Genomic DNA, 21,592 nt, shown 5'->3' on the forward strand with positions numbered 1-21,592 from the left:
CATGGCTTACAAGGCGCCTGTCCGCGACCTCATGTTCATCCTGAACGAGGTCCTGGAGATCGATCGCTATACGAACCAGAACGGTTTCGAGGACATCTCCTCGGATCTGGTTCAGCAGATCCTCGAGGAAGGCGGCAAGTTCGCCGAGGAGGTCATCGCTCCGATCAACAACCCGGGCGACAAGGAAGGCTGCCACTGGAACGACGGCGTCGTCACCGGTCCGAAGGGCTGGAAGGAAGCCTATAAGGCGATGGTCGAGGCCGGCTGGCCCGCCCTGTCGGCCGACCCGGCCTACGGCGGCCAGGGCATGCCCGCTGTTGTCGGCATGGCCTTCGGCCAGTTCACCGCCGGCGCCTCGGCGGCCTTCTCGATGTATCCGGGCCTGACGGCCGGCGCCCATGCGGGCATCCACGCCAACGCCTCGGAAGAGCTGAAGGCCAAATACCTGCCCAAGATGACCACCGGCGAGTGGGGCGGCACGATGAACCTGACGGAGCCCCAGTGCGGCACCGACCTGGGCATGGTGCGCACCAAGGCCGTGCCGCAAGGGGACGGCACCTACAAGATCACCGGCCAGAAGATCTGGATCTCGGCCGGCGAGCACGACTTCGCCGACAACATCATCCACACGGTTCTGGCCCGCGTCGAAGGCGCCCCGGCCGGGATCAAGGGCCTGTCGCTGTTCCTCGTGCCCAAGATCTTCGTCAACGAGGACGGCTCGCTGGGCGAGCGCAACGGCGTCCGCTGCGGCGGCCTCGAGCACAAGATGGGCATCCACGGCAACGCCACCTGCGTCATGGACTATGACGAGGCGACCGGCTGGCTGATCGGCGAAGAGGGCCGCGGCATGAACAACATGTTTGTCGTCATGAACGAGGCCCGCCTCGGCACCGGCCTGCAGGGCCTGGCCATCGGCGCCGCCGCCTATCAGGGCGCCGTGGCCTTCGCCAAGGACCGCCTGCAGGGCCGCGCCCTGACCGGCCCGCAGAACCCGAACGGCCCGGCCGACTCGATCATGGTCCACCCCGACGTGCGCCGCATGCTGCTGGAAGCCCGCGCCTTCGTCGAAGGCGGCCAGGCCTTCATCCTGTGGACCGCGCTGCAGGCCGACCTGCAGGAATCCGCCGATGAAGCCACCGCCCAGAAGGCCAAGGATTACATGGGCCTGCTGACGCCCGTCCTGAAGGCCTATCTGACCGACAAGGGCTTCCACGTCGCCTCGCTGTCGATGCAGGTCCACGGCGGCTCGGGCTATACCGAGGAGTTCACGGCCAGCCAGTATCTGCGCGATGCGCGGATCACCATGATCTATGAGGGCACCAACGGCATTCAGGCGCTCGACCTCGTCGGCCGCAAGCTGCCGTCGCAGGGTGGCCGCGCCATCATGAGCTGGTTCGCCGACATCGACGCCTTCGTCGCCGAGAACGGCGCCGACAACGCGGTGAAGCCCTTCGTCGACGGCCTCGCCGACGCCAAGGCCAAGCTGCAGGACGGCACCATGTGGCTGATGCAGAACGGCCTGGCCAATCCGGACAACGCCGCCGCCGCCTCGACCGACTATCTGAACCTGTTCGGCATCACCGCCCTGGCCTACCTCTGGGCCCAGATGGCCAAGGCCGCCCAGGCCAAGATCGACGCCGGCGACACCGACCCGTTCTATGTCACCAAGCTCCAGACCGGCCGCTACTTCGTCGAGCGCATCCTGCCCGACGCCGCCGCCCATCTGACCAAGATGAAGACCGGCGCGGACGTGCTGATGGCCATGCCGGCCGAAGCGTTCTGATCTGAGTGCGTAACTGATCCCGAGGCGATCCCGGCGAAGCCGGGGTCGCCTCAATCATATTATCGAGCTCTGGCGACAGCGACCGGGGCCTTGCCCGCTGGAAACGCCATGAACGTCATCACCACCCCCTCCCCCGACTTCATGCTGGAAGAGGAAATCACCCTCTTCTCGGACAGTGTCGGCAAGTGGATCGACGAGCATGCGCCGCCGGAGAAGGTCCAGCAGTGGATCGCCGACAGCTCCGTCCCGCGCCAGCTGTGGAACGACGCCGGGGACGCGGGACTTCTTACCCTCGCGATGCCCGAGGAAGACGGCGGCTTCGGCGGCGACTATCGCCACGAGGTCGTGCTGATGCGTCAGCTGGGCTGGAAGGGCGCGGACCATTTCGGCATCTCGCTGCACAACGCCATCGTCGCCCCCTACATCTGGCACTACGGCACCGAGGAGCAGAAGAAGCGCTGGCTGCCGCGTCTGCAGACCGGCGAACTGGTCGGCGCCATCGCCATGACCGAGCCGGGCGCCGGGTCCGACCTGCAAGGGGTCAAGACCACCGCCATCAAGTCCGGCAACGGCTATGTCGTGAACGGCTCCAAGACCTTCATCACCAACGGCCAGCTGGCCAATCTGATCATCGTCGTCGCCAAGACCGACCCGTCGCAGGGCTCGAAGGGCACGTCCCTGATCGTGGTCGAGACGGACGGCGCGGAAGGTTTCGAGCGCGGCCGCAACCTCCACAAGATCGGCATGGAGGGCAATGACACCTCCGAGCTCTTCTTCAACGATGTGAAGGTCCCGGCCGACAACATCATTGGCGGGGTCGAGGGCCAGGGCTTCATCCAGCTGATGCAGCAGCTGCCGCAGGAACGTCTGAACATCGCCGTCCAGGGCGTCGCCGCCGCCGAGCGCGGCCTCGAACAGACCCTGGAATACGTCAAGGGCCGCAAGGCCTTCGGCAAGTCGATCCTCGAGTTCCAGAACACCCAGTTCAAACTGGCCGAGGTCAAGACCAAGCTGACCGTGGCCCGGGTCTTCGTCGACCACTGCATCGGCCTGCACCTCAAGGGCCAGCTCGACGCCACGACCGCCTCCATGGCCAAATACTGGGTCACCGACATCCAGGGCGAGGTCATCGACGAGATGCTCCAGCTCCACGGCGGCTATGGCTATATGAACGAATACCCGATCGCCCAGCTCTACAAGGACGCGCGCGTCCAGCGTATCTACGGCGGGACGAACGAGATCATGAAGGTTCTGATCGCAAGGTCGCTTTAGGGCGTATGTGCTTTTGTCATCCCCGACGAGCGCAGCGAGATCGGGGACGGGCACGCTTTACACATCCAAGGCCCGGTCAGCTTGCTGAACCGGGCCCCAGCCTGACCTTCGCCTCGCCGTACAGGTCAAGCCAGCGCGGGTTGTCCTTCTCGACCAACGCGAACTTCCACTCCCGCAGCCAGCGTTTGATGCGCTTCTCGCGCAGGATGGCCTGATCGACATATTGGTGCGTCTCGTACCAGACCAACTGTTGGATCTCGCGTTCGGCCGTGTAGCCCGGAACCACGCCTTCCTTATGCTCACCCACTCGCCGGATCAGGTCGTTGGTCATTCCAACGTAGAGCCAGCCGCATGGGCCGCTGGCGAGGATGTAGACATAGAAGGTTCGGGGCATCACGCATCCTCCCGGCGCAACCCTTGCGGGTTGTCCGGGAGTGGTCAAGTTGTATGGCTCTCCCGTCCCCGATCTCGCTGCGCTCGTCGGGGATGACAAAGGCAGCGCTGTAGCCTTGTCCTCCCGGGCGCAGCGGAGCGAAGACCCGAGACGGGGATGACAAGCGGTGCAATAGCGCTAACCTCGACCCATGGAACCCCTTTCGCCCGTCTATCTCTCCGCCATCGCCGCCCAGACCGGGGGCCTCAGCGCCTTTCTCGGCGGGTTCGCTGCGACGTTTCTGGGGACACTGCTGGCGCTGAACGTGAAAGGCCGGACGGGGTCGCTGGCCATCGGGTTCTCGGTCACCTCCTCGGTCGCCTTTATCGTCGCCGTGGTCGGCTCGACCGCCACGGTGGCGGCCCTGCATCCGGACGGCCCGGCGGGTCGCATGGGTTCGGCCGGGTTCGCCCAGGTCGTCATGTCGATCGGTTTCGTCCTGGGCCTCTATGCGCTGCTGATCAGCCTCGGCCTCAGCGGCTGGTCGCGCTCGAAAGGCACGGGCTGGACCACCAGCATCGCGGCCGGGCTCGGCGTGATCCTCGTCACCGGCATGGTGGTGAGCATCGGCTGAGGCGGCTAATAAGCGCGACATGATCCGCCTCCACGTCACCTCCGACCTCGCCGCCAACGCCGCCGTCGCCCCGACGCTCGACCAGTCGCGCTATCTGACCAACGTCATGCGCCTGTCCCCGGGCGATGAACTGCTGATCTTCAACGGCCGCGACGGCGAGTGGCGGGCCAGCGTCGCGGAGACGCACAAGCGCGGCGTGGTCCTGAAATGCGAGGCGCTGACGCGGGCGCAAACGGTCACCCCTGACCTCGAGCTGATCGTGGCCATGGTCAAGAAGGCCCGGGTCGAGACCATCGTGGAGAAGGCCGCCGAACTCGGCGCCGCCCGCGTGCGGCTGACAGTCACCCGGCGCACCAATGTCGACAGGGTCCGCCTCGACCGGCTCGACGCCATCGCCGAAGAGGCCGCCGAACAGACCGGGCGGCTGGACGTGCCCTCGGTCGACGATCCGATGAAGCTGGAGGCCATTCTCGACGGGTGGGATCCGTCGCGGAAGCTGATGTTCTGCGACGAGACCGGCGGCGCGCCTGCCATCCCCGCCCTCACGGCGGCGGGTCCGGGACCGTGGGCCATATTGATCGGTCCTGAGGGCGGTTTCTCTCCCGAGGAAGGCGAGCGGTTGCGGTCCCTGCCCTTCACCACCGCCGTCTCGCTCGGCCCACGCATCCTGCGCGCCGACACCGCCGCCATCGCCGCCATGACCCTGTGGCAGGCCGCCGTCGGCGACTGGGAGCGTTAGCGCTTCGCCCGATTCAATTCCAGGTTGCCTTCACATCACAATCATGGCGATACTCTCTGCGGGAGATCCGCTCCTCCGGAGAGACCAGAATGAAGATGAAACACGTCGTTTTGGGCGCTGCCTTGATCGCGTCCACCTTCGGCGCCGCCGCCTCGGCGAGGGCGCCCGGTCTTATGTATTATCGGACGTTCTACAGCGACGCGACGCTCACGACCCAGGTCGGCTGGTATGTGGACGGATGTTCGAGCGGCAATGTCGTGAGCACACCGGTCCATGGCACGACCTCGCCGTACTACACGCTGGAGGCGGTCGGCGATTGCCCGGGCGGCTACTGGTAAGCTGAAAACCGGCCCGCCAGCTCCAGAGTTGGCGGGCTTCGTTCTCAGCGCTTCGTATATCGCGTCGCAGACAGGCTGTCCGAAACCGCGCTGACCTTGGTGTCGATGAAGCCGCGTTCGCGCATCAGCGCCCTCACCGGCGCCTCGCCGAAGGTCGCGGCCTTGCCCTTGCCGTGGATGATCCAGACGGGAGCGACCGATCCCGACGAAGCCTCCAGCGCCTGCGTCAGCGCGGCGGCGTCGGTGGCGTGAACGATAAGCAGGGCGGCTGACCCGATCTCGGCGCGCCCGGCATCCGCCAGAGCCTCGGCCAGCTCAGGCCCACTGACATCGCCCGCCGTCCAGACCGTGACGCTCGGCTTCAGACCCAGCTTGTCTTTGAGGGTCGGCAGGGGCTTCTCCAGGGCCGCCTTCCACTTCCCCGCCTCGACAGCGCCGAGCGCCAGTTCGAAAGGCCCGCGCGGCCCCTGTCCGGTCAGGGACTCGCCTTCGACCGCTAGCCCGGAAATGCCGTCGCGCGGAATCGTCAGGGAGAAGGGCGCGCGGAGCAGGACGCCCTGGCTCTCCAGAAGCGCCTTCGCCTCCTCGGTGCGCCCGTCGTAGGTCGCCGTCGTCACCGCCTCGCGTCCCATGACCTCGCCTCCCTGCCAAACCGACTGACATTCCGGACCGCCAAACCAAAGCAGCGTCACGGGCGGCCTGCAACAGGCCTCAAAAATCGACCTCGCATACCGAATCCCGTCGGCAGGGCGTTTCAACCTCGAAAACGGCTTTCGACCCGACGCCGCTTCCCGTCGGGTTAGACTGCCCGCTCGTTTCAAGGGGTTGGGAAATGGCAGGATTTGGCAGTCTGTCAGTGCTTTTTTCAGAAGCGGACCAACATCTTGCCGGTCCCTCTTGAGCATGGCCGTATTCCCGCCCATCTAGCCGCGACAGGCGCCGCGCGATCCGGGGCGTCGAGGGGATATGCATGTCTGCTTCCGAGCCGCTGACCAAAGACCAGCTGATCGCCGTCATGGCCGACGGCGCCAAGCCGAAAGACCAGTGGCGCGTGGGCGCCGAGCACGAGAAGTTCGGGTTTGACCGCTCGACCCTGCGCCGTCCGGCCTATGAAGGTCCCGGCGGCATCCACGCCATGCTGACCGGCCTGCAGCGCTTCGGCTGGAGCCCTGTCGAGGAAGGCGGCCATCTGATCGCCCTGGAACGCAAGAACGCCGAGGGCTTCTCCGCTTCGGTGTCGCTGGAGCCGGGCGGCCAGTTCGAACTGTCGGGCGCCCCGCTGCTGACCATGCACGACATCTGCAACGAGACCGGCCAGCACCTGATGGAGGTCAAGCAGGTCGCCGACCAGATCAACCTCGGCTTCCTCGGCGCCGGCTTCGATCCGCTGTGGACCCGCGAGGACGTGCCGGTCATGCCCAAAGGCCGCTATGACATCATGCGCGCCTATATGCCGAAGAAGGGCAAGCTCGGCCTCGACATGATGCTGCGCACCTGCACCATCCAGGCCAACCTCGACTTCTCCGACGAAGCCGACATGGTGGCCAAGTTCCGCACCTCGCTGGCGCTGCAGCCGATCGCCACGGCCCTGTTCGCCTGTTCGCCCTTCATCGAGGGCAGGCCGTCGGGCTTCCTGTCGGCGCGCGCCAATGTGTGGACCGATACCGATCCCGACCGCACCGGGATGATCGACTTCGTCTTCCAGGACGGCTTCGGCTTCGAGCGTTACGCCGACTATGCGCTCGACACCCCGATGTATTTCGCCAAGCGCGACGGCAAATATATCGACGCCTCGGGCCAGTCGTTCCGCGACTTCCTGAAGGGTCAGCTTCCGGCCCTGCCCGGCGAGTTGCCGACGATCAAGGACTGGAACGACCACCTGACCACCCTCTTCCCCGAGGTGCGGCTCAAGTCCTATCTGGAAATGCGCGGCGCCGACGGCGGACCGTGGAGCCGCATCTGCGCCCTGCCCGCGCTCTGGACCGGCATCTTCTACGACGCCCCTTCGCTCGCCGCCGCCTGGGACCTGTGCAAGGACTGGGACATCGCCGACCACGAGCGCCTGCGTCGCGACGTGACCCGTCTGGGCCTCAAGGCCGAGGTCGCGGGCCGCTCGGTGCGCGACATCGCCGTCGACATGGTCGCCATCGCCTCAGCCGGCCTCAAGGCGCGAAACAAGCTCTCCGGCGGCATGGTCGACGAGCGCGGCTACCTCGCCGAGCTGGAAGAGATCGCGGATTCGGGCCTGACCCCAGCGGACCGTCTTCTGGCCCTCTACCACGGCGAATGGCAGGGCGACGTCAGCCGCATCTACCGCGACTTCGCCTACTGAGGCCGAGACCTACTGAATCTTAGGGACGGCCTGCGACAAGGGGGCATGTCCCTTCGCGCGATCCTGTCGACCGTGACCGACCCCGACACCCGCCGGATGACCGGCGGGATCGCCCTGACCTGCCTCATCGCCTTTGCCTTCATCGCCAGCGAGATCTGGTCTCGCTCCTTTCCCTACCGCTCTGCCCGGGCCGCCGTACGGGAAGCGCTGGCCGATCCGAACGTCCAGGTGGACGGCGCGCGGATCGTCTACCTGCCTTCCGGCCTGGGTTACGGCCGGGCCGATCAGGCTGTGTGCGGAACGGTGCGCGGCACAGGTCTGGCCTTCGCGGTCGCGGAGGAAGAGCCCGGCGGGCGGCGCAACCGGGGCGTCTCATGGGCGGCCAGCGGCGAAGGTGTCTTCGGCGTGGCGATCGAGGGTCGCGTGGTCACCGACCGGGACCTCGCCCTTCTGGCCCTATGCCACGATATTGGCGCTTGAGCCCGGCGCGGTAATCGCTAGTTTGCGCCTCGCTTCCGCGGGCGTGATGTAGTGGTAGCCTGAAAGCTTCCCAAGCTTTTCGTGCGGGTTCGATTCCCGCCGCCCGCTCCAGCCTTCCCCTTCAAGATCAGCTCTCCAGCGACGCCAGATACTGGTGGATCTGACTGACCACGGCAGCGCCCTCGCCCACCGCGGCTGCGACCCGCTTGGTCGATCCCGCACGGACGTCGCCGATGGCGAAGATGCCCGGCCGGTTCGTCTGCAACGGCCAGGCAGGAACAGCTCCGGTCTCGACGAAACCCTTGTCGTCCAGGCCGACGCAGGCCTCCAGCCAGTCCGCGTTCGGATCGGCCCCGACAAACAGGAACAGGTGCCGCATGGGGCAGACATGGGTCTCGCCCGAACGCCGGTCGCGGAAGACGGCCCCGGTCAGGCCGGCGTCCTGATCCCCCTCCAGAGCCGTGATCTCGGTGTGGGTATGGATACGCACATTGGGCAGGGCCGCGATCCGGTCGATCAGATATCTGGACATCGAGGCCTCCAGCCCCGGACCGCGGATCACAAGGTTCAGAGCCTTCACCTTCGAGGCCAGGAAGACCACGGCCTGCCCCGCCGAATTGCCGCCGCCGACCAGCGCCACCTCCTCACCCGCGCACAGCCGCGCCTCGACCGGCGAGGCCCAGTAGGAGACGCCCGAGCCCTCGAAGGGGCTGAGGTTCTCGATTCCGGGGCGGCGATAGCGGGCGCCGGTGGCCACGACCACGGTACGGGTCTGGACGGTTTCGCCGTTGGACAGCTCCAGCCGGTGCGGCAGGTCCGCGCCCTCCGCCGCGCAGTCGAGCCGCGCGACCTCCAGCGGGATGGCCAGTTCGGCGCCGAACTTCAGGGCCTGATTGTAGGCGCGACCGGCGAGCGCCTGACCCGAGATGCCGGTCGGGAAGCCGAGGTAGTTCTCGATCCGCGACGAGGCGCCCGCCTGACCGCCGATGGCGCGCTGGTCCAGCACCAGAACCGACAGGCCTTCGGAGGCGGCATAGACGGCGGTGGCCAGACCGGCCGGTCCCGCCCCGACCACGGTCACGTCATAGACCTTCTCCGGATCCAGCTCCGGCGTCATGCCCAGGCACAGCGCCGCTTCGGCCTCGGTAGGGCGCTTCAGCACCGTGCCGTTGGGACAGACCATCAGCGGCAGCTCGTCCGGGTGCACCCCCAGCCGTTCGACCACGGCGCGGCCCTCGGCGTCGCTGTTGGCGTCCAGCAGGGTGTTGGGATAACCGTTGCGGGTCAGGAAGCCCTGCAGGCTGCGAAGGTTCGCGTCGCCGGGATGGCCGACGAGGATAGACCCCGCCACACCGCCCTCGATCAGTCCGACCCGGCGCAGGATCAGGGCGCGCATGACGACCTCGCCGACCTCGGCCGAGCCGATCATCAGGGCGCGCAGATGGGCGGCGTCTATGGGGGCAGCGGTGCAGCCGCCGACGCCCGCCCTACCCTCGGCAAGGGAGGCCCGCCCGGCCAGCTGGCTGACCTCGCCCGAGAACTGGCCCGGGTGATGGGACACGATCGCCTGCTCATGACCGAGACCGTCGCGGCGCACCACATCGATCGCGCCTTCGAGAACCAGCCAGACGGGGCTGCCCATCTCGCCGAGCGCGAACACGATCTCGCCGGGCTCGAACCGCCGGAGCGGACCGCTGGCGAAGCGCCGGGCGGTCTCCATGGCAGCCGGGTCCAAAACCGGGAATCTCTGGGCGTGACGTGTGTCGGTCTCGGTCATCTGGCAATCCCCGGAGCGTCCCGGACACAGGCCGACAGGACCCGGGAACCGTGTCGCGGAATTCGCGGGTGCGTCAACCGCCGCCCCGCGTTTCGAGCGACGTTCGCGGGATTCGAACCAAAGTTATGAGGCGCGATGGCCACGGCCAAGCTATGCCTTTGAAGGTCGGAACCAACCGGCGCACCGGGACCCACCGGCAAGGGGAGGCGAACAGCATGGACGGTCGCGCGGCGAGAGGGATGGTGTTCGCCATGCCGGTGTCCATCGTCGGCTGGCTTTTCATCTTCGCGGTCGCCAACGCCATCCTGCACCGGTTCGACATCTGGTTCTGAGCCGGGCGCCTTCTGGCCCGCCCTACTCCCGTTCGACCTCGACGCCGCGCGCTTCCAGCATGCTCTGGACGCTGTCGTCACCCGCCAGATGGGCCGCCCCCACCGCCACGAAAGCCGTGCCCGAACCCGCCAGCAGGGTCTGGATCTGGTTGGCGAAGCCCGCGTTCCGGTCGGTCAGCAACGCCTTGTAGATATCCGGCGCCTCGGCCTTCATGTCCTGATTGGTGACCCGGTCCAGCGCCGCCACATCGCCCGACGCCCAGGCCTCGACCATGGCATCCAGCTCGGTGGTCGCATCGTCATAGTCCTTGAGGGTCGAGCGCAGGAACTCCAGCTGGATGTCCTGCGGCAGGTTGGCGAGGATCAGCACCTGCTTCTCGATGGTCTCGAAGCCGTGGATGGGTTTGCCTGCCGCCTCGGCCCGGGTCTTGAGCGTGAGTTCGACGCCTGAAGCCGGGTCGTAGCCGGCTTTCTTGAGCGGTGCGAGCGACAGGGTCAGGCCGGCGTACCAAGGTCGGAAGATATCCATCTGGGGGCCCGTGACGCCCAGGACCCGGGCCGCCGCGTCCAGTTGAGTCATCTCCTCGGGGGTCAGCAGGCTGGACAGGGGGGTGGCGGGCGAGACGCCGTATTGCTGGATCAGGGGTACGATGGCTGCGACGTCATCGGGATTGGAAATCTCGAACCAGATGTCCGAGGCGCTGTCGAAGGCCGCCGTCACCTTCGGCGATTCCCATTGGGTGTTCGGACGCAGCACATGGACGGTGCCGAACAGATAGATGGTCGAATCCGCGTCCTTGACGACCCAGAGAGCGGGACCGGCATCGGCCGCGGGCTCGGCGGCGACGGCGACGGGCGCCGCGGCGATCTCAGCATGGGCGCGGCCGGCAAAGGGCGCCAGCAGGGCGGCCACGAGGGCCAGGCCGAGGGCGGTTCCGGCAGCCAGCTTCGCCAGTCGAGCGACGGGAACGGTCTTCGGCGGGTGGCGAAGGGTCATGGTCTCACTCCGAAAAGATGGATTCGATAGGCTGGTCGAAGACCCGTGCGATCTTGAAGGCGAGCGGCAGGGAGGGGTCGTAGCGACCGGTCTCCAGCGCATTGACAGTCTGGCGCGAGACACCGAGGTGCTCGGCCAGATCGGCCTGGCTCCAGTTTCGCTCGGCGCGCAGGACCTTGAGGCGATTGTTCATCTCAGCCCCGCGACCGCGACAGCCACCACCAGGCCCAGACAACGGCATAGCCCGCCAGCATGATCAGCAGCATGGCGAAGGCGCCCGTGGCGGCATAGGCGGCCGGGTCGGTGCGGCCGGGCAGGAAGGACGGGATCGAGACCGTCGCCGCCTGCTCCAGACAGGCCAGGATCACCACCACCCCGCCCACAGACATGCCGGCGGACCCGCCCCAGTACCAGGCGGATTTGTGCGCTTCGCGCGCTGCTTCATCGATGGACTGCATCCAACGGGCCCCGACGACGAAACCGCCCAACATCGCGGCTACCGCAAAGATGGCCATGATCCAGAACGTGGCCGGATTCGCGCCTATGCCCGCCCCTTTGGCGTCCAGAAAACCGACCACGACGGCGGCGATAAAGACCGTGATCAGCAGCGCCACGGCGCCGATGACGGACTGAAGAATGAGCGTGCGCTTGACGCTGGCCATGGAAAGCATCCCGGTCTTTGTGACAAGGGTCTTTTACAAGGCCGCCAAATGAAGTCAAGCGACCTTGTCACCGACTGATCAGATCAGCTTGCGGTCCTCGTCGGAGGCGATCAGCTCGGGGCGGCTGATGCTGCGCGGCGACTGGTCGATGGCGGTCAGCTCGGGCAGATCCTTGCCTTCATGGTCGACCTGCAGGTCCTCGAAGCGGCGGGCCTGAACCATGACCTGGCTTTCAAGCGAACCGACGAACTGGTTGTAGCGGCCGACCGCTGCGTCCAGCGCCTTGCCGACCGAAGCGGCGTGACCGCCCATGGCCGAGAGCCGCTTGTAGAGCTCCTTGCCCAGACGGGCGACCTCGTCGGCGTTGCGCGACTGCTCCTCGGCGCGCCAGCCATAGGCCACGGCCTTGCACAGGGCGAACAGGGTGGTGGGGGTGACGATGACCACGCGCGATTCCATCGCCTGGGTCATCAGGTCCGGCTCATGATCCAGCGCGGCCGAGAGGAAAGCGTCGCCGGGCACGAACATGGCCACGAAGTCCGGGCTGGGCTTGAACTGGTCCTGATAGGCCTTGGACGACAGCTGGCGCACGTGGGTCTTCATGCTGGTTGCGGTGCGCAGTGAGGCGGCGCGAGCCTGGGCCTCCTCGTCGCCATCCGAGGCGTCGGCGAAGGCCAGCGACACCTTGGCGTCGATGACGAACATGCCGCCGCCGGGCAGTTTGACGATGAAGTCCGGGCGCGACTGACGGCCTTCGTCATTCATCTCGGACGTCTGTTCCGTGAAGTCGAACCGGCCCGCCATGCCGGCGGCCTCCAGCACATTGCGGCAGGTCTGTTCGCCCCAGCGGCCGCGCCGGCCGGTATTGCCGCGCAGGGCCTCGGTCAGACGCCGCGCTTCGTCGCGGGTGGCGGTGGAGGCGGTCATCAGCAGCGACAGCTGTTCCTTCAGCCCGCCGGTCTCTTCGTTCCGGGTCTTCTCCAGAGCGGTCACATGCTCCTCGAACTTGGTCAGCTGTTCCGAAACCGGCTTCAACTGCGCCTCAATCCGCTCGCGGGCGAACCGGTCCTGGGCCTGGAAGGTCTCGGTGGCGCGGGTGACCATCTGGTCGGCCACCGCCTGGGCCGACTGGGCCGCCTGGGCCTTCATCAGATCGGCCAGGGTGACGCGGCTCTCTTCGATCAGCTCGATGCGGTTCTCGGCCGTATCCAGCGCCGCCTTCGCCTTCTGCCAGCCCATGAAGGCCCACAGAAACGCAGCGCCCAGAGCAAGGGCGAGCAAGGCAAGGATCGGGATCAGCATGTTCATGCTCCGTTCCTAGACGGAGTCGGGGCCGGCGAAAAGAACCCGAGACAAACCTAGGCCGGCCGTCGCGCCCGAAGCGCCTGGACGATGGTGCCGTCGTCGAGCCAGTCGAGGTCGCCGCCGACCGGGACGCCGCGCGCCAGAGAGGTCACCTCCACCCCGCTGCCGGTCAGCCGTTCGGCGAGATAGTGGGCCGTGGTCTGGCCGTCGACCGTGGCGGGCAGGGCCAGAACGACTTCACGGACACCGCCCTCCCCGGTCGCAGAGCCGGTCTCGTTGCCCGCCTTCGCCCGGCCGACCAGTTCGGCGACGCGCAGGGCGTCAGGCCCAATCCCGTCGAGCGCCGACAGAAGGCCGCCCAGCACATGGTATTTGCCGCGGAAGGCTCCCGACCGCTCCATGGCCCACAGGGCGCCGGCCTCCTCAACCACACAGATCAGGCCGTTGTCGCGATTGGGGTCCGAGCAGATCGAGCAGGGATCACGCGTATCCGGCGTGCCGCAGACCGAGCAGGACACGACCTTTTCCGCCGTCTCGGCCATGGCGGCGGCGAGCGGCAGCAGCAGCTGTTCGCGCCGCTTGAGCAATTGGAGCGCCGCGCGCCGAGCCGAGCGCGGGCCCAGCCCCGGCAGCTTGGCCAGCAGGGCGATCAGGCGTTCGATCTCGGGTCCGGCGGAGGCGGCCAATCAGAACAGCTTCGGCATGCCGGGGATGTTCATTCCGGCCAGGGGTCCGGCGGCCTGACGCATCAGTTCGCCGTTGATCTCATCCAGCTTGCGCTTGGCGTCGGCGTGGGCAGCGACGATCAGGTCGGCAAGGATCTCGCCCTCGCCGGGAACCAGCAGGCTGTCGTCGATCTTCACCGAGGTGATCTCGCCGGGGCCTTTCAGGGCGATGGTGACGAGGCCGCCGCCGGACGTCCCTTCGGAGGTGGTTTCAGTCATTTTGGCCTGGGCGTCCTGCAGCTTCTGCTGCATTTGCTGGGCCTGTTGCATCAGGGCGTTGAGGTCTTTCATGGCCCCTAGATAGGACGAAGCCGCCCTTGGCGACAGAGGGGGAGAAACCTGAGGCGCCGCTCTTGCCAAATCGGCGGCGTTCGCCCAGCGAAACCCAGAATTGCCAAATCCTTGCTTGCAGTGCGGTCAAGGACGCCTATTTTGCAACCACGATTGTTGCTGTTTAAATCAGGACGCCTTCCAATGGCCTATGACGCCTCCACCCGCGACGCCGCGCTCGATGAGACCGCGCTCGCCCAGCTGTTCACCGAAGCCCGCACGCGCAACGCCTTCAGCGACCGCCCGGTCTCGACCGAGCAGCTGCAGAAACTCTATGAGCTGACCAAGTACGGCCCGACGGCGGCCAACAGCACCCCGGCCCGCTTCCTGTTCATCACCTCGCCCGAGGCCAAGGCGCGCCTGGCGCCCTTCATGTCGGAAGCCAACCGTCCCAAGACCCTGTCGGCGCCCGTCAATGTCGTGGTCGCCTTCGACAACGACTTCCACGAACACATGCCTCTGCTGTTCCCGCACAATCCTGGCGCAAAGGACTGGTTCGGCGACACCGAGGCCCGCAAGGGACCGGGCGTGCTCAACAGCTCGCTGCAGGCCGGCTATTTCATGATCGCGGCGCGGGCGCTCGGCCTCGACGTCGGCCCGATGATCGGCTTCGACGCCGCCGGCGTGAAGGCCGAGTTCCTGGCCGACAGCAGCTGGGTCCCGTCCTTCGTTATCAACCTGGGCTACGGCACTGACGAGAACCTGTTCCCGCGCTCGCCGCGCCTCGACTTCGACACGGCCGCGAAGATCATCTGATCGTGCCGCAACGCTGACGCTTCAGGGCGGCGGGGCTTTGGCCTCGCCGCCCTTGTCGTTTGGGGTTCAGTCGTCGTCGTCCTCGTCGCCGGCTTCGTCCGGGATCGAGGGCAAGGCGACCTTGGGGGCCTCGACGATGCTGGCGATGACCGTGCCCGGGAAGGCGGCCATGATCGAGGTGACGAACGGGTCGGCCTCGACCTCGGCGCGCAGTTGGGCGCGACCGCGCTTCTCCTGCTCGATCAGGGTCTCGCCGCCGCCCTGACCATTGGCGGCGATCAGCCAGGTGCGGCCGGTCCATTCGCGCAGACGCGAGGCCAGACGCCGGGCCAGGTCCAGCGGCGCGCCCTCGACGCTTTCATAGACAATGGCGCCGGGCTTGAACGACACAGGCTTGACGTAGCGCTGCACGTCCAGCTGAAGCCCGATCTCGCGCCTCTGGCCGATCAGCTCGACGGTGGCCTCGAAAGTCTGGGGGTCCGGCATGGCGGGCTGAGCCGCCGGGCGAGGCGCCAGCGCGGCCGAAGCCCCGCCGCCTCCGCCGCCGCCGCGCGACGGACCGCCACCGGCGCCGCCCCCCGATCCGGGAGTGAGCGGCTCGCCGTTCTGCAGCTTCTTGAGCGCATCCTCGGGCGCCGGAAGATCGGCGGCATAGGCCAGACGCACGATGATCATCTCGACCGCATCGGCCGGGCTCGGCGCGCGGCGCACCTCCTCCAGCCCCTTGAGCAGCATCTGCCAGGTGCGCGACAGGGTCCCGGCCGAGATGGCGGCGCCCATGGCCGCCAGGGTCTTGGCCTGATCGGCCGGTAGGCGGGTTGCGTTCGGACCCAGCATCTTGGCCACCGAGGCGGCGTGGCAGTGCTCCAGCAGGTCGTTGGTCACCTGAATGGGGTCAGCGCCGTAGCCGTACAGCGTCCGGAAGGTCTCCAGCGCCTCGGGCGTGCGGCCGCCCATGATCTGTTCAAACAGGGCGATGGTCTGGGACCGATCGGCCAGACCCAGCATGTCGCGCACGATCTCGGTCTTGACCGTCTCGCCGCGCTCGCCCTGGACCAGAGCCTGATCCAGCAGCGACAGACCGTCGCGGACCGAGCCCTCGGCGGCGCGGGCGATCAGGGCCAGGGCGTCGTCCTCGACCTTCATCCCCTCCTTGCCGGCGATGCGCGACAGGTGCTCGACCAGAACCTCGGGCTCGACGCGGCGCAGGTCGAAGCGCTGGCAGCGGCTGAGGATGGTCACCGGCACCTTGCGGATCTCGGTGGTGGCGAAGATGAATTTGGCGTGCGGCGGCGGCTCTTCCAGCGTCTTCAGCAGGGCGTTGAAGGCCTGGTTGGACAGCATGTGCACTTCGTCGAGCACATAGACCTTGTACCGGGCCTCGACCGGGCCGTAGCGGACGCTCTCGAGGATATCGCGGATGTCGTTGACGCCCGTATGGGACGCCGCATCCATCTCCATGACGTCCATATGCTGGCCGGCCATGATAGCGGCGTCGTGGACGCCATTCGCGCTGAGTTCCAGCGACGGGCGGTCGATGACCTCGGTCTGGTTGTTCAGGGCCCGGGCCAGCAGGCGGGCGGTCGTGGTCTTGCCGACCCCGCGAACGCCGGTGAGCATGAAGGCGTGGGCGATCCGGCCCGTGGCGAAGGCGTTGGTCAGGGTCCGGACCATGGCCTCCTGGCCAATCAGGTCCTCGAAGGTGCGCGGCCGGTATTTGCGGGCCAGAACCGTATAGGCCTCACCCTCGCCCTCGACGGGCGCAGGGGTGCTGACCGGGACGGGCGGCGGAAGGGGAGCCGGCGCGGCGGCGGGCGCAGGCGCCGGCGCACCGAACATGTCGTCGGTGTTTTCGTCCCGCTCGGGAAGGTCTTCCTCCCAGGGGGGCTCGCCGGAATCAACGTCCACATCGCTCATGCGACCGTCTTACCGCGATCGGCACGGATCGCGAACACGAGCGGGGGTCAATGCGCGATTTTGATCTCGGACTGGGCGGCGCCGATCGTCTCGTCCTCGCCCTGCACGAAGGCGTGGACAATCTGGATCTCTCGCCGCACCTCGGCCCAGGCTTCGGGCCTCATACGGCTGATCTTGCTGTCGTGAATGTCGGCCAGGGCGAAGATCTGGTTGAGATGGTTCAGGAACTCCGGATCTCGCACCGTCAGGAGCGCGATCACGGCCTTGAGCAGATGGTCGGTGGCTTCCGCCTTGGCGGCGGTGTCGGCGGCGTTCATGCACGGGCCTCCTTGGGGTCAGCCCATTGCAACCCCACGGAGCGCATTCCCGTTCCCGGAACCGTACGCTTTCGGACCTTACGGGGTCAGATCGCGCGGCAGCTGCCCGCCGTTGTCGACGATCTTCTGGATCACCTGTTTGTGCAGCCAGATGTTCATGCTGGCAGAATCCGACTTGTCGCCGGTGTAGCCCAGCTCATCGGCCAGCTCCTTGCGCTCGGCCAGCGAGCTTTCCAGCCCCAGCAGCTTCATCAGATCCACGATCGAGGTGCGCCAGTTCAGCTTTTCGTCGCGCACGCTGTTCTTGAAGTCGAGGATGCCGGCCACATCGACCGGCCCGGGGGTCGCCGCGGGTTGGGGCGCGCTGGCGACGGAGGCGTCGATCGGCGGAATGGCCGATGGGGCGGGTGTCGGTGGCGCGACCTGGCCCGGGACCGGCGCGGCGGTGGAGGGCGCATCCTTCTTGTGGAAGATGCCGCCGAGAATCTTGCCGAGAATGCTCATGGTCCGCTCCTGCCGTCCGCGTGTGACGTTGAGCGACAGGAGCGAACGGGACAGCGACGGGTTCCCGGCGTCAGGTCTTGCCCGGGGCCCAGGTCGGGGCGCCGGGTCGGGGCTCAGCCCTCGCCTTCGGGGAAGTCGGCGCCCTCGGTGACCTCGGCCCAGGCGTCGAAGTCGGTCTTCATCAGCTGAATCTTCTGGCGCCCCATGGCCAGCGCCGTCTTGCCCAGCAGCAGGCGCAGCGGCGGGTTGTCGGCCTCGACCGCCTGGATGATGGCGGCGACGGCGCGCTTGGGATCGCCCGGCTGGCTGCCGGAATAGCCGCGAATGGCGGCGCGGCGGGCGCCGGCGGTCTCGGCGTAGTCGTCGATGGTGATGCTGGACTCATTGGCCGAACGGCCGGCCCAGTCGGTGCGGAAGCCCGAGGGCTCGACGATCAGGACCTTGATCCCCAGAGGCGCGACTTCGGCCGACAGGGCTTCCGACAGGCCTTCGACCGCGAATTTGGTGCCGTTGTAGTGGCCGACCGCCGGGAAGCCGCGCAGGCCGCCCATGGAGGAGATGTTGACCACCGTGCCGGAACGCTGGGCCCGCATGCCCGGCAGGACCAGCTGGGTCATGCGGATCAGGCCCCAGACGTTAATCTCGAACATGCGGCGGACCTCGGCCTCCTCCGCCTCCTCGATGGCGGCGAAATAACCGATGCCGGCGTTGTTCACGAGGACGTCGATACGGCCGAACCGGGCTGAAGCCGCCTTGACCGCCGCCTCGGCCTGACCGGCGTCGGTGACATCCAGCTTCAGGGCCAGAACATTGTCACCGCCCGCCGTAACCAGATCGGTCAGATCGTCAGGATTGCGGGCCGTGGCGACCACCCGATAACCCTTGTCGATCAGGGCGACGGCCAGTTCGCGGCCGAAGCCGGTCGAACAGCCGGTGATGAACCAGACGGGGGAAGCGTTATCGGTCATGGGAGGTCTCCGGGAAGGAGACGTTCAATTGGGAAGGCGGCCAGCAACGTTCAACTTGGCTGTAGAGCCCGGAGCGGAAAAAATCGGGGTCGCGAAATCATCGCCGGAACCGTCCGGCGAAGCGCCTCAGTAGGCGTTGACGCGCTTCACCAGCATGGGGACGGTGCGGACGATCAGCATCAGGTCGCTGCGGAAGGACCAGCTGGCGGCGTACTGGCAGTCGGCGTCGATGCGGCGCGCCATACAGTCCAGATCGTGGATCTCGCCGCGCAGGCCCTGGACCTGGGCGAAGCCGGTCAGGCCGGGGCGCACCGCGAAACGGTCGGCGTAGCGCGGCAGGAGGGCGCCGTAGTGGGCGTCGTGGGCCAGGGCGTGCGGACGCGGCCCGACCACCGACATGTCGCCGGTGACGATGTTGAACAGCTGCGGCAGCTCATCGAGGCTGGTTTCACGCAGGAAGCCGCCGATGCGGGTGACGCGCTTGTCGTTCCGGCTGGCGTGTCTGATGACGTCGCCGTCCTCGGTCACCGTCATGGTGCGGAACTTCATGATCCGGAACACCTTGCCGCCCTGGCCGGTGCGGCGCTGGCGGAACAGGATCGGACCCGGCGACTCCAGGGCGACGGCGGCAGCGATGGCGAGCAGGGCCGGGGCCAGGACGATCAGGGCCGTAAGGGCGCAGAAGACGTCGAACAGGCGCTTGAGCATCATCGACAGACGGCGGCGGGCAGTGATGACGGGGGCAGCGCCCGGCGCCGAAGCGGCCGAACGGGAGGTGGGACGCAGATCGGACGACACGGTGTCGAACATGCCCCTCTCTAACCCCTCACGCGCCAAAACCAGTTACCGACATGTTAAGCCGCGCCCGATGGTGCAGTGCAAGACGAATCCCGCGAGCAACGAAAAGAACGAGGGTATGTTACAATTGGAGCACAGTTCTCGCACAGCAAAGCCTCTGAAAAAACAGGAATTTTCAGCCTTGCTGTCCCATTTTTGGAATGCCGCGTGAAACAGTTCCGGATGGGCTCAAAACCTTAATGTGAAGCATGGCGGGCTTAACCACGCCCTTTACGAATATCTCAATGTCGTGACCCCAGGATGACCCTGTGTTGGGAGTTCTGTCTGATGCGGGCATCCGCCGAAAAACTGCATGTCGGGTTCGAGGCCGCTCCGGCGGTCGCCGCGAAGCGCCGTCCGCGCATCGCCCTGACTTCGCCCCTGATCGCCTTTGGCGCGGCCGCGCTCGGCTCGGTCGCCGTCTGGGTCGGCGTTTTCAAGCTCATCCTGGGCTAAATCCTCGCCTTCAGCCGTGGGCGACCCGGGCGTGATTGCGCTAGGGTAGGCCATGGACCCGATTTCCGAACGCCTGCGCCTGCGCCACCCGCAGAAGATCGATCTCTCGCTGGACCGGATGCGGACCCTTTGCGCGGTCCTCGGCAATCCCCAGCTGCGCCTGCCCCCCGTCGTCCATGTCGCCGGCACCAACGGCAAGGGTTCGACCGTCGCCTTCATCCGCGCCATGGCCGAGGCGGCGGGCCTCCGGGTCCACGCCTACACCTCCCCTCACCTGGTCCGCTTCAACGAACGCATCCGGCTGGCTGGACAGCTGATCGAGGACGCCCAGCTCAATCCCATTCTCGACCGCATCGAGGCCGTCCGCGGCGTCGAGGCGACCGTGTTCGAGAGCACCACGGCCGCAGCCTTTGTGGCCATGTCCGAGACCCCGGCGGACCTGGCCGTCATCGAGGTCGGTCTGGGCGGGACCCTGGACGCCACCAATGTCATCGAACGCCCGCTGCTGAGCGTGATCACCCCGGTCGACATGGATCACGCCGAGTTCCTTGGGACATCGCTCACCGGCATCGCCGCCGAGAAGGCCGGTATCCTCAAGGCCGGCGCGCGCGGGATCGTCGCCCGCCAGTCGGAAGAGGCCATGGCGGTGATCGAGGCCGTGGCGGGATCGTCCGTGAACGGACAGCCCTCTCCCCTGACCGTCATGGGGGTGGATTTCGACGCCTGGGGCGAGCGCGGCGGCATGGTCTATCAGGATCAGGAGCGGTTCCTCGACCTGCCCGCCCCGACCCTCGTCGGGGGGCATCAAATCGACAACGCGGGGCTGGCCGTGGCCGCCGCCCTCGAACTCGACCTTCCGGAAGCCGCCATCGCCGAGGGCCTGCGCACGGCCGTCTGGCCCGCACGCATGCAGCGGCTCACCACCGGCCCCTATGGCGAGAAGGCCCGGGCGGCGGGCGCCGAGCTGTGGCTGGACGGCGGGCACAACCCCCATGCCGCGCGAGCTCTGGCCGCCGCGATCGCCCTGCGCGAAGCCAAGGCGCCGATGCCGCTCGCCCTGATCGTCGGCATGCTGGCCAACAAGGATTCCGCCGGCTTCTTCGAGGCCCTGAAGGATTCCGGCGCCCACGTCTTCACCGTCGCCTTCGACGGCGCGGCGGCGGATCCCGAGGCCCTGGCCGCCGTCTCGCGTGGCCACGGACTGGGCGCACAGGCCGCACCCTCCGTCGCGGCGGCGCTGGACCGGGCGCTGAGACTCGGCGCCGGCCGTATCGTGATCTGCGGCTCGCTGTATCTGGCCGGAGAGGTTCTGGGCGCCGCGCCGGAAACCTGGCCGAAATAACGAAAACGCCCGGCGGTCGCATGACCGCCGGGCGCTCGAAATCAATCAGCCGTCAGAAATCAGGCGGCGGTCGAGGCCTTGATGCCGCTTTCGGCTAGCCATTCGACGATCTTGCCCTTGGGCATGGCGCCGACCTTCAGCGAGGACAGCTGGCCGTCGCGGAACAGCATCAGGGTCGGGATGCCCTTCACGCCCAGCTTGGACGGGGTCATCGGGCTGTCGTCGATGTTGACCTTGGCGATGGTCACCTGACCGTTCAGCTCGTCGGCGATCTGTTCCAGAGCCGGGCCGATCTGTTTGCAGGGGCCGCACCACTCCGCCCAGAAGTCCACGAGGACAGGGGTCGAGGATTTCAGGACGTCGGCGTCGAAGCTTTCGTCGGTGACTTTTACCGTCGCCATTGCATGGCTCCTTGG

The 21,592-nt window shown here is 67.1% G+C and carries 25 protein-coding genes and 1 tRNA gene; 11 read left to right on the forward strand and 15 right to left on the reverse strand.

The window, feature by feature from the left end; all coding sequences use genetic code 11:
• Window position 1 precedes the first annotated feature (1 nt).
• Both AC07U0_RS08360 and AC07U0_RS08365 read left to right on the forward strand, forming a co-directional pair.
• The gene (locus AC07U0_RS08360; protein ID WP_494719566.1) at window positions 2-1,783 is read left to right on the forward strand and encodes an acyl-CoA dehydrogenase C-terminal domain-containing protein; all 1,782 of its coding nucleotides are present in this window, start codon (window positions 2-4) and stop codon (window positions 1,781-1,783) included.
• A 108-nt stretch (window positions 1,784-1,891) separates the two neighbouring features.
• Window positions 1,892-3,055 (forward strand): acyl-CoA dehydrogenase family protein, encoded by a 1,164-nt coding sequence (locus AC07U0_RS08365; RefSeq protein ID WP_494719567.1) that lies wholly within the window; start codon window positions 1,892-1,894, stop codon window positions 3,053-3,055.
• 76 nt (window positions 3,056-3,131) lie between these two features.
• On the opposite strand, the gene AC07U0_RS08370 is transcribed toward AC07U0_RS08365, so the two are convergent.
• A complete protein-coding gene (locus AC07U0_RS08370) occupies window positions 3,132-3,449 on the reverse strand; it encodes a GIY-YIG nuclease family protein (RefSeq protein WP_494719568.1) in 318 nt (105 codons plus the stop codon).
• Between the two features lie 190 nt (window positions 3,450-3,639).
• Between AC07U0_RS08370 and AC07U0_RS08375 the strand changes: the two genes are divergently transcribed.
• The 3 genes from AC07U0_RS08375 to AC07U0_RS08385 all read left to right on the forward strand — a co-directional run bounded on the left by AC07U0_RS08375 (window position 3,640) and on the right by AC07U0_RS08385 (window position 5,139).
• Window positions 3,640-4,062, forward strand: a complete 423-nt coding sequence (locus tag AC07U0_RS08375; protein WP_494719569.1) for a hypothetical protein — start codon at window positions 3,640-3,642, stop codon at window positions 4,060-4,062.
• Window positions 4,063-4,081: 19 nt separating this feature from the next.
• Entirely contained in the window at window positions 4,082-4,801 is a 720-nt protein-coding gene (locus AC07U0_RS08380) for a 16S rRNA (uracil(1498)-N(3))-methyltransferase (RefSeq protein WP_494719570.1), read from the forward strand.
• An 89-nt stretch (window positions 4,802-4,890) separates the two neighbouring features.
• Window positions 4,891-5,139 (forward strand): hypothetical protein, encoded by a 249-nt coding sequence (locus tag AC07U0_RS08385; protein WP_494719571.1) that lies wholly within the window; start codon window positions 4,891-4,893, stop codon window positions 5,137-5,139.
• Between the two features lie 44 nt (window positions 5,140-5,183).
• On the opposite strand, the gene AC07U0_RS08390 is transcribed toward AC07U0_RS08385, so the two are convergent.
• Window positions 5,184-5,771 (reverse strand): hypothetical protein, encoded by a 588-nt coding sequence (locus AC07U0_RS08390; protein ID WP_494719572.1) that lies wholly within the window; start codon window positions 5,769-5,771, stop codon window positions 5,184-5,186.
• Between the two features lie 338 nt (window positions 5,772-6,109).
• Here AC07U0_RS08390 and AC07U0_RS08395 point away from each other — a divergent pair, with 338 nt between their 5' ends.
• The 3 genes from AC07U0_RS08395 to AC07U0_RS08405 all read left to right on the forward strand — a co-directional run bounded on the left by AC07U0_RS08395 (window position 6,110) and on the right by AC07U0_RS08405 (window position 8,062).
• The gene (locus AC07U0_RS08395) at window positions 6,110-7,471 is read left to right on the forward strand and encodes a glutamate--cysteine ligase (RefSeq protein ID WP_494719573.1); all 1,362 of its coding nucleotides are present in this window, start codon (window positions 6,110-6,112) and stop codon (window positions 7,469-7,471) included.
• 45 nt (window positions 7,472-7,516) lie between these two features.
• Complete coding sequence (locus AC07U0_RS08400) at window positions 7,517-7,951, forward strand: hypothetical protein (RefSeq protein WP_494719574.1); 435 nt, start codon at window positions 7,517-7,519, stop codon at window positions 7,949-7,951.
• A gap of 37 nt (window positions 7,952-7,988) precedes the next feature.
• A tRNA-Gly gene (locus tag AC07U0_RS08405) sits at window positions 7,989-8,062 on the forward strand.
• A gap of 16 nt (window positions 8,063-8,078) precedes the next feature.
• On the opposite strand, the gene AC07U0_RS08410 is transcribed toward AC07U0_RS08405, so the two are convergent.
• From AC07U0_RS08410 to AC07U0_RS08440, 7 genes are all read right to left on the reverse strand, one after another.
• Complete coding sequence (locus AC07U0_RS08410; protein WP_494719575.1) at window positions 8,079-9,728, reverse strand: FAD-dependent oxidoreductase; 1,650 nt, start codon at window positions 9,726-9,728, stop codon at window positions 8,079-8,081.
• A gap of 354 nt (window positions 9,729-10,082) precedes the next feature.
• Window positions 10,083-11,057 carry a TraB/GumN family protein gene (locus AC07U0_RS08415; RefSeq protein ID WP_494719576.1) on the reverse strand — a complete coding sequence of 325 codons (975 nt, stop codon included), beginning with the start codon at window positions 11,055-11,057 and terminating at the stop codon, window positions 10,083-10,085.
• A 4-nt stretch (window positions 11,058-11,061) separates the two neighbouring features.
• A complete protein-coding gene (locus tag AC07U0_RS08420; protein ID WP_492034916.1) occupies window positions 11,062-11,250 on the reverse strand; it encodes a helix-turn-helix transcriptional regulator in 189 nt (62 codons plus the stop codon).
• Window position 11,251: 1 nt separating this feature from the next.
• On the reverse strand, window positions 11,252-11,719 hold the full coding sequence (locus AC07U0_RS08425) for a hypothetical protein (protein WP_494719577.1): 468 nt from the start codon (window positions 11,717-11,719) through the stop codon (window positions 11,252-11,254).
• Window positions 11,720-11,797: 78 nt separating this feature from the next.
• Window positions 11,798-13,027 carry a DNA recombination protein RmuC gene (locus AC07U0_RS08430; protein ID WP_494719578.1) on the reverse strand — a complete coding sequence of 410 codons (1,230 nt, stop codon included), beginning with the start codon at window positions 13,025-13,027 and terminating at the stop codon, window positions 11,798-11,800.
• A 50-nt stretch (window positions 13,028-13,077) separates the two neighbouring features.
• Window positions 13,078-13,710, reverse strand: a complete 633-nt coding sequence (gene recR, locus AC07U0_RS08435; RefSeq protein WP_494719579.1) for a recombination mediator RecR — start codon at window positions 13,708-13,710, stop codon at window positions 13,078-13,080.
• On the reverse strand, window positions 13,711-14,040 hold the full coding sequence (locus AC07U0_RS08440) for a YbaB/EbfC family nucleoid-associated protein (RefSeq protein WP_494719580.1): 330 nt from the start codon (window positions 14,038-14,040) through the stop codon (window positions 13,711-13,713).
• Between the two features lie 183 nt (window positions 14,041-14,223).
• Between AC07U0_RS08440 and AC07U0_RS08445 the strand changes: the two genes are divergently transcribed.
• Window positions 14,224-14,835 carry a malonic semialdehyde reductase gene (locus AC07U0_RS08445; protein ID WP_494719581.1) on the forward strand — a complete coding sequence of 204 codons (612 nt, stop codon included), beginning with the start codon at window positions 14,224-14,226 and terminating at the stop codon, window positions 14,833-14,835.
• A 66-nt stretch (window positions 14,836-14,901) separates the two neighbouring features.
• Here AC07U0_RS08445 and AC07U0_RS08450 read toward each other — a convergent pair whose 3' ends face one another.
• The 5 genes from AC07U0_RS08450 to AC07U0_RS08470 all read right to left on the reverse strand — a co-directional run bounded on the left by AC07U0_RS08450 (window position 14,902) and on the right by AC07U0_RS08470 (window position 19,351).
• Window positions 14,902-16,752: a DNA polymerase III subunit gamma/tau gene (locus AC07U0_RS08450; protein WP_494719582.1), complete on the reverse strand. Its 1,851-nt coding sequence runs from the start codon at window positions 16,750-16,752 to the stop codon at window positions 14,902-14,904.
• 47 nt (window positions 16,753-16,799) lie between these two features.
• Window positions 16,800-17,069, reverse strand: coding sequence for a hypothetical protein (locus AC07U0_RS08455; RefSeq protein ID WP_492948626.1), 270 nt, complete (start codon window positions 17,067-17,069; stop codon window positions 16,800-16,802).
• A gap of 78 nt (window positions 17,070-17,147) precedes the next feature.
• Window positions 17,148-17,573 carry a DUF3597 domain-containing protein gene (locus tag AC07U0_RS08460; protein WP_494719583.1) on the reverse strand — a complete coding sequence of 142 codons (426 nt, stop codon included), beginning with the start codon at window positions 17,571-17,573 and terminating at the stop codon, window positions 17,148-17,150.
• A gap of 113 nt (window positions 17,574-17,686) precedes the next feature.
• Window positions 17,687-18,541: an oxidoreductase gene (locus tag AC07U0_RS08465; RefSeq protein WP_494719584.1), complete on the reverse strand. Its 855-nt coding sequence runs from the start codon at window positions 18,539-18,541 to the stop codon at window positions 17,687-17,689.
• Between the two features lie 126 nt (window positions 18,542-18,667).
• Entirely contained in the window at window positions 18,668-19,351 is a 684-nt protein-coding gene (locus AC07U0_RS08470; protein WP_494719585.1) for a sugar transferase, read from the reverse strand.
• 315 nt (window positions 19,352-19,666) lie between these two features.
• Here AC07U0_RS08470 and AC07U0_RS08475 point away from each other — a divergent pair, with 315 nt between their 5' ends.
• Both AC07U0_RS08475 and AC07U0_RS08480 read left to right on the forward strand, forming a co-directional pair.
• Window positions 19,667-19,834 (forward strand): hypothetical protein, encoded by a 168-nt coding sequence (locus AC07U0_RS08475; RefSeq protein WP_494719586.1) that lies wholly within the window; start codon window positions 19,667-19,669, stop codon window positions 19,832-19,834.
• Between the two features lie 52 nt (window positions 19,835-19,886).
• On the forward strand, window positions 19,887-21,176 hold the full coding sequence (locus tag AC07U0_RS08480) for a bifunctional folylpolyglutamate synthase/dihydrofolate synthase (protein WP_494719587.1): 1,290 nt from the start codon (window positions 19,887-19,889) through the stop codon (window positions 21,174-21,176).
• Window positions 21,177-21,235: 59 nt separating this feature from the next.
• Here the strand turns inward: AC07U0_RS08480 and trxA are convergent, their stop codons facing one another.
• Window positions 21,236-21,577, reverse strand: coding sequence for a thioredoxin (gene trxA, locus AC07U0_RS08485; protein WP_207870453.1), 342 nt, complete (start codon window positions 21,575-21,577; stop codon window positions 21,236-21,238).
• Window positions 21,578-21,592 lie beyond the last annotated feature (15 nt).

Source organism: Brevundimonas sp. GW821-FHT02A10 (assembly GCF_059422025.1).

What these genes read in the sequence shown, in the direction of transcription:
- AC07U0_RS08455 (WP_492948626.1), bottom strand. Translation starts at nt 17,069, where the DNA reads ATGAACGCCGCCGACACCGCCGCCAAGGCGGAAGCCACCGACCATCTG.
- AC07U0_RS08380 (WP_494719570.1), top strand. Translation starts at nt 4,082, where the DNA reads ATGATCCGCCTCCACGTCACCTCCGACCTCGCCGCCAACGCCGCCGTC.
- trxA (WP_207870453.1), bottom strand. Translation starts at nt 21,577, where the DNA reads ATGGCGACGGTAAAAGTCACCGACGAAAGCTTCGACGCCGACGTCCTG.
- AC07U0_RS08440 (WP_494719580.1), bottom strand. Translation starts at nt 14,040, where the DNA reads ATGAAAGACCTCAACGCCCTGATGCAACAGGCCCAGCAAATGCAGCAG.
- AC07U0_RS08395 (WP_494719573.1), top strand. Translation starts at nt 6,110, where the DNA reads ATGTCTGCTTCCGAGCCGCTGACCAAAGACCAGCTGATCGCCGTCATG.
- AC07U0_RS08425 (WP_494719577.1), bottom strand. Translation starts at nt 11,719, where the DNA reads ATGGCCAGCGTCAAGCGCACGCTCATTCTTCAGTCCGTCATCGGCGCC.
- AC07U0_RS08475 (WP_494719586.1), top strand. Translation starts at nt 19,667, where the DNA reads ATGCGGGCATCCGCCGAAAAACTGCATGTCGGGTTCGAGGCCGCTCCG.
- AC07U0_RS08365 (WP_494719567.1), top strand. Translation starts at nt 1,892, where the DNA reads ATGAACGTCATCACCACCCCCTCCCCCGACTTCATGCTGGAAGAGGAA.
- AC07U0_RS08390 (WP_494719572.1), bottom strand. Translation starts at nt 5,771, where the DNA reads ATGGGACGCGAGGCGGTGACGACGGCGACCTACGACGGGCGCACCGAG.
- AC07U0_RS08450 (WP_494719582.1), bottom strand. Translation starts at nt 16,752, where the DNA reads ATGAGCGATGTGGACGTTGATTCCGGCGAGCCCCCCTGGGAGGAAGAC.
- AC07U0_RS08480 (WP_494719587.1), top strand. Translation starts at nt 19,887, where the DNA reads ATGGACCCGATTTCCGAACGCCTGCGCCTGCGCCACCCGCAGAAGATC.
- AC07U0_RS08460 (WP_494719583.1), bottom strand. Translation starts at nt 17,573, where the DNA reads ATGAGCATTCTCGGCAAGATTCTCGGCGGCATCTTCCACAAGAAGGAT.
- AC07U0_RS08470 (WP_494719585.1), bottom strand. Translation starts at nt 19,351, where the DNA reads ATGTTCGACACCGTGTCGTCCGATCTGCGTCCCACCTCCCGTTCGGCC.
- AC07U0_RS08400 (WP_494719574.1), top strand. Translation starts at nt 7,517, where the DNA reads ATGTCCCTTCGCGCGATCCTGTCGACCGTGACCGACCCCGACACCCGC.
- AC07U0_RS08465 (WP_494719584.1), bottom strand. Translation starts at nt 18,541, where the DNA reads ATGACCGATAACGCTTCCCCCGTCTGGTTCATCACCGGCTGTTCGACC.
- AC07U0_RS08420 (WP_492034916.1), bottom strand. Translation starts at nt 11,250, where the DNA reads ATGAACAATCGCCTCAAGGTCCTGCGCGCCGAGCGAAACTGGAGCCAG.
- AC07U0_RS08375 (WP_494719569.1), top strand. Translation starts at nt 3,640, where the DNA reads ATGGAACCCCTTTCGCCCGTCTATCTCTCCGCCATCGCCGCCCAGACC.
- AC07U0_RS08385 (WP_494719571.1), top strand. Translation starts at nt 4,891, where the DNA reads ATGAAGATGAAACACGTCGTTTTGGGCGCTGCCTTGATCGCGTCCACC.
- AC07U0_RS08410 (WP_494719575.1), bottom strand. Translation starts at nt 9,728, where the DNA reads ATGACCGAGACCGACACACGTCACGCCCAGAGATTCCCGGTTTTGGAC.
- AC07U0_RS08445 (WP_494719581.1), top strand. Translation starts at nt 14,224, where the DNA reads ATGGCCTATGACGCCTCCACCCGCGACGCCGCGCTCGATGAGACCGCG.
- AC07U0_RS08415 (WP_494719576.1), bottom strand. Translation starts at nt 11,057, where the DNA reads ATGACCCTTCGCCACCCGCCGAAGACCGTTCCCGTCGCTCGACTGGCG.
- AC07U0_RS08430 (WP_494719578.1), bottom strand. Translation starts at nt 13,027, where the DNA reads ATGAACATGCTGATCCCGATCCTTGCCTTGCTCGCCCTTGCTCTGGGC.
- AC07U0_RS08360 (WP_494719566.1), top strand. Translation starts at nt 2, where the DNA reads ATGGCTTACAAGGCGCCTGTCCGCGACCTCATGTTCATCCTGAACGAG.
- AC07U0_RS08370 (WP_494719568.1), bottom strand. Translation starts at nt 3,449, where the DNA reads ATGCCCCGAACCTTCTATGTCTACATCCTCGCCAGCGGCCCATGCGGC.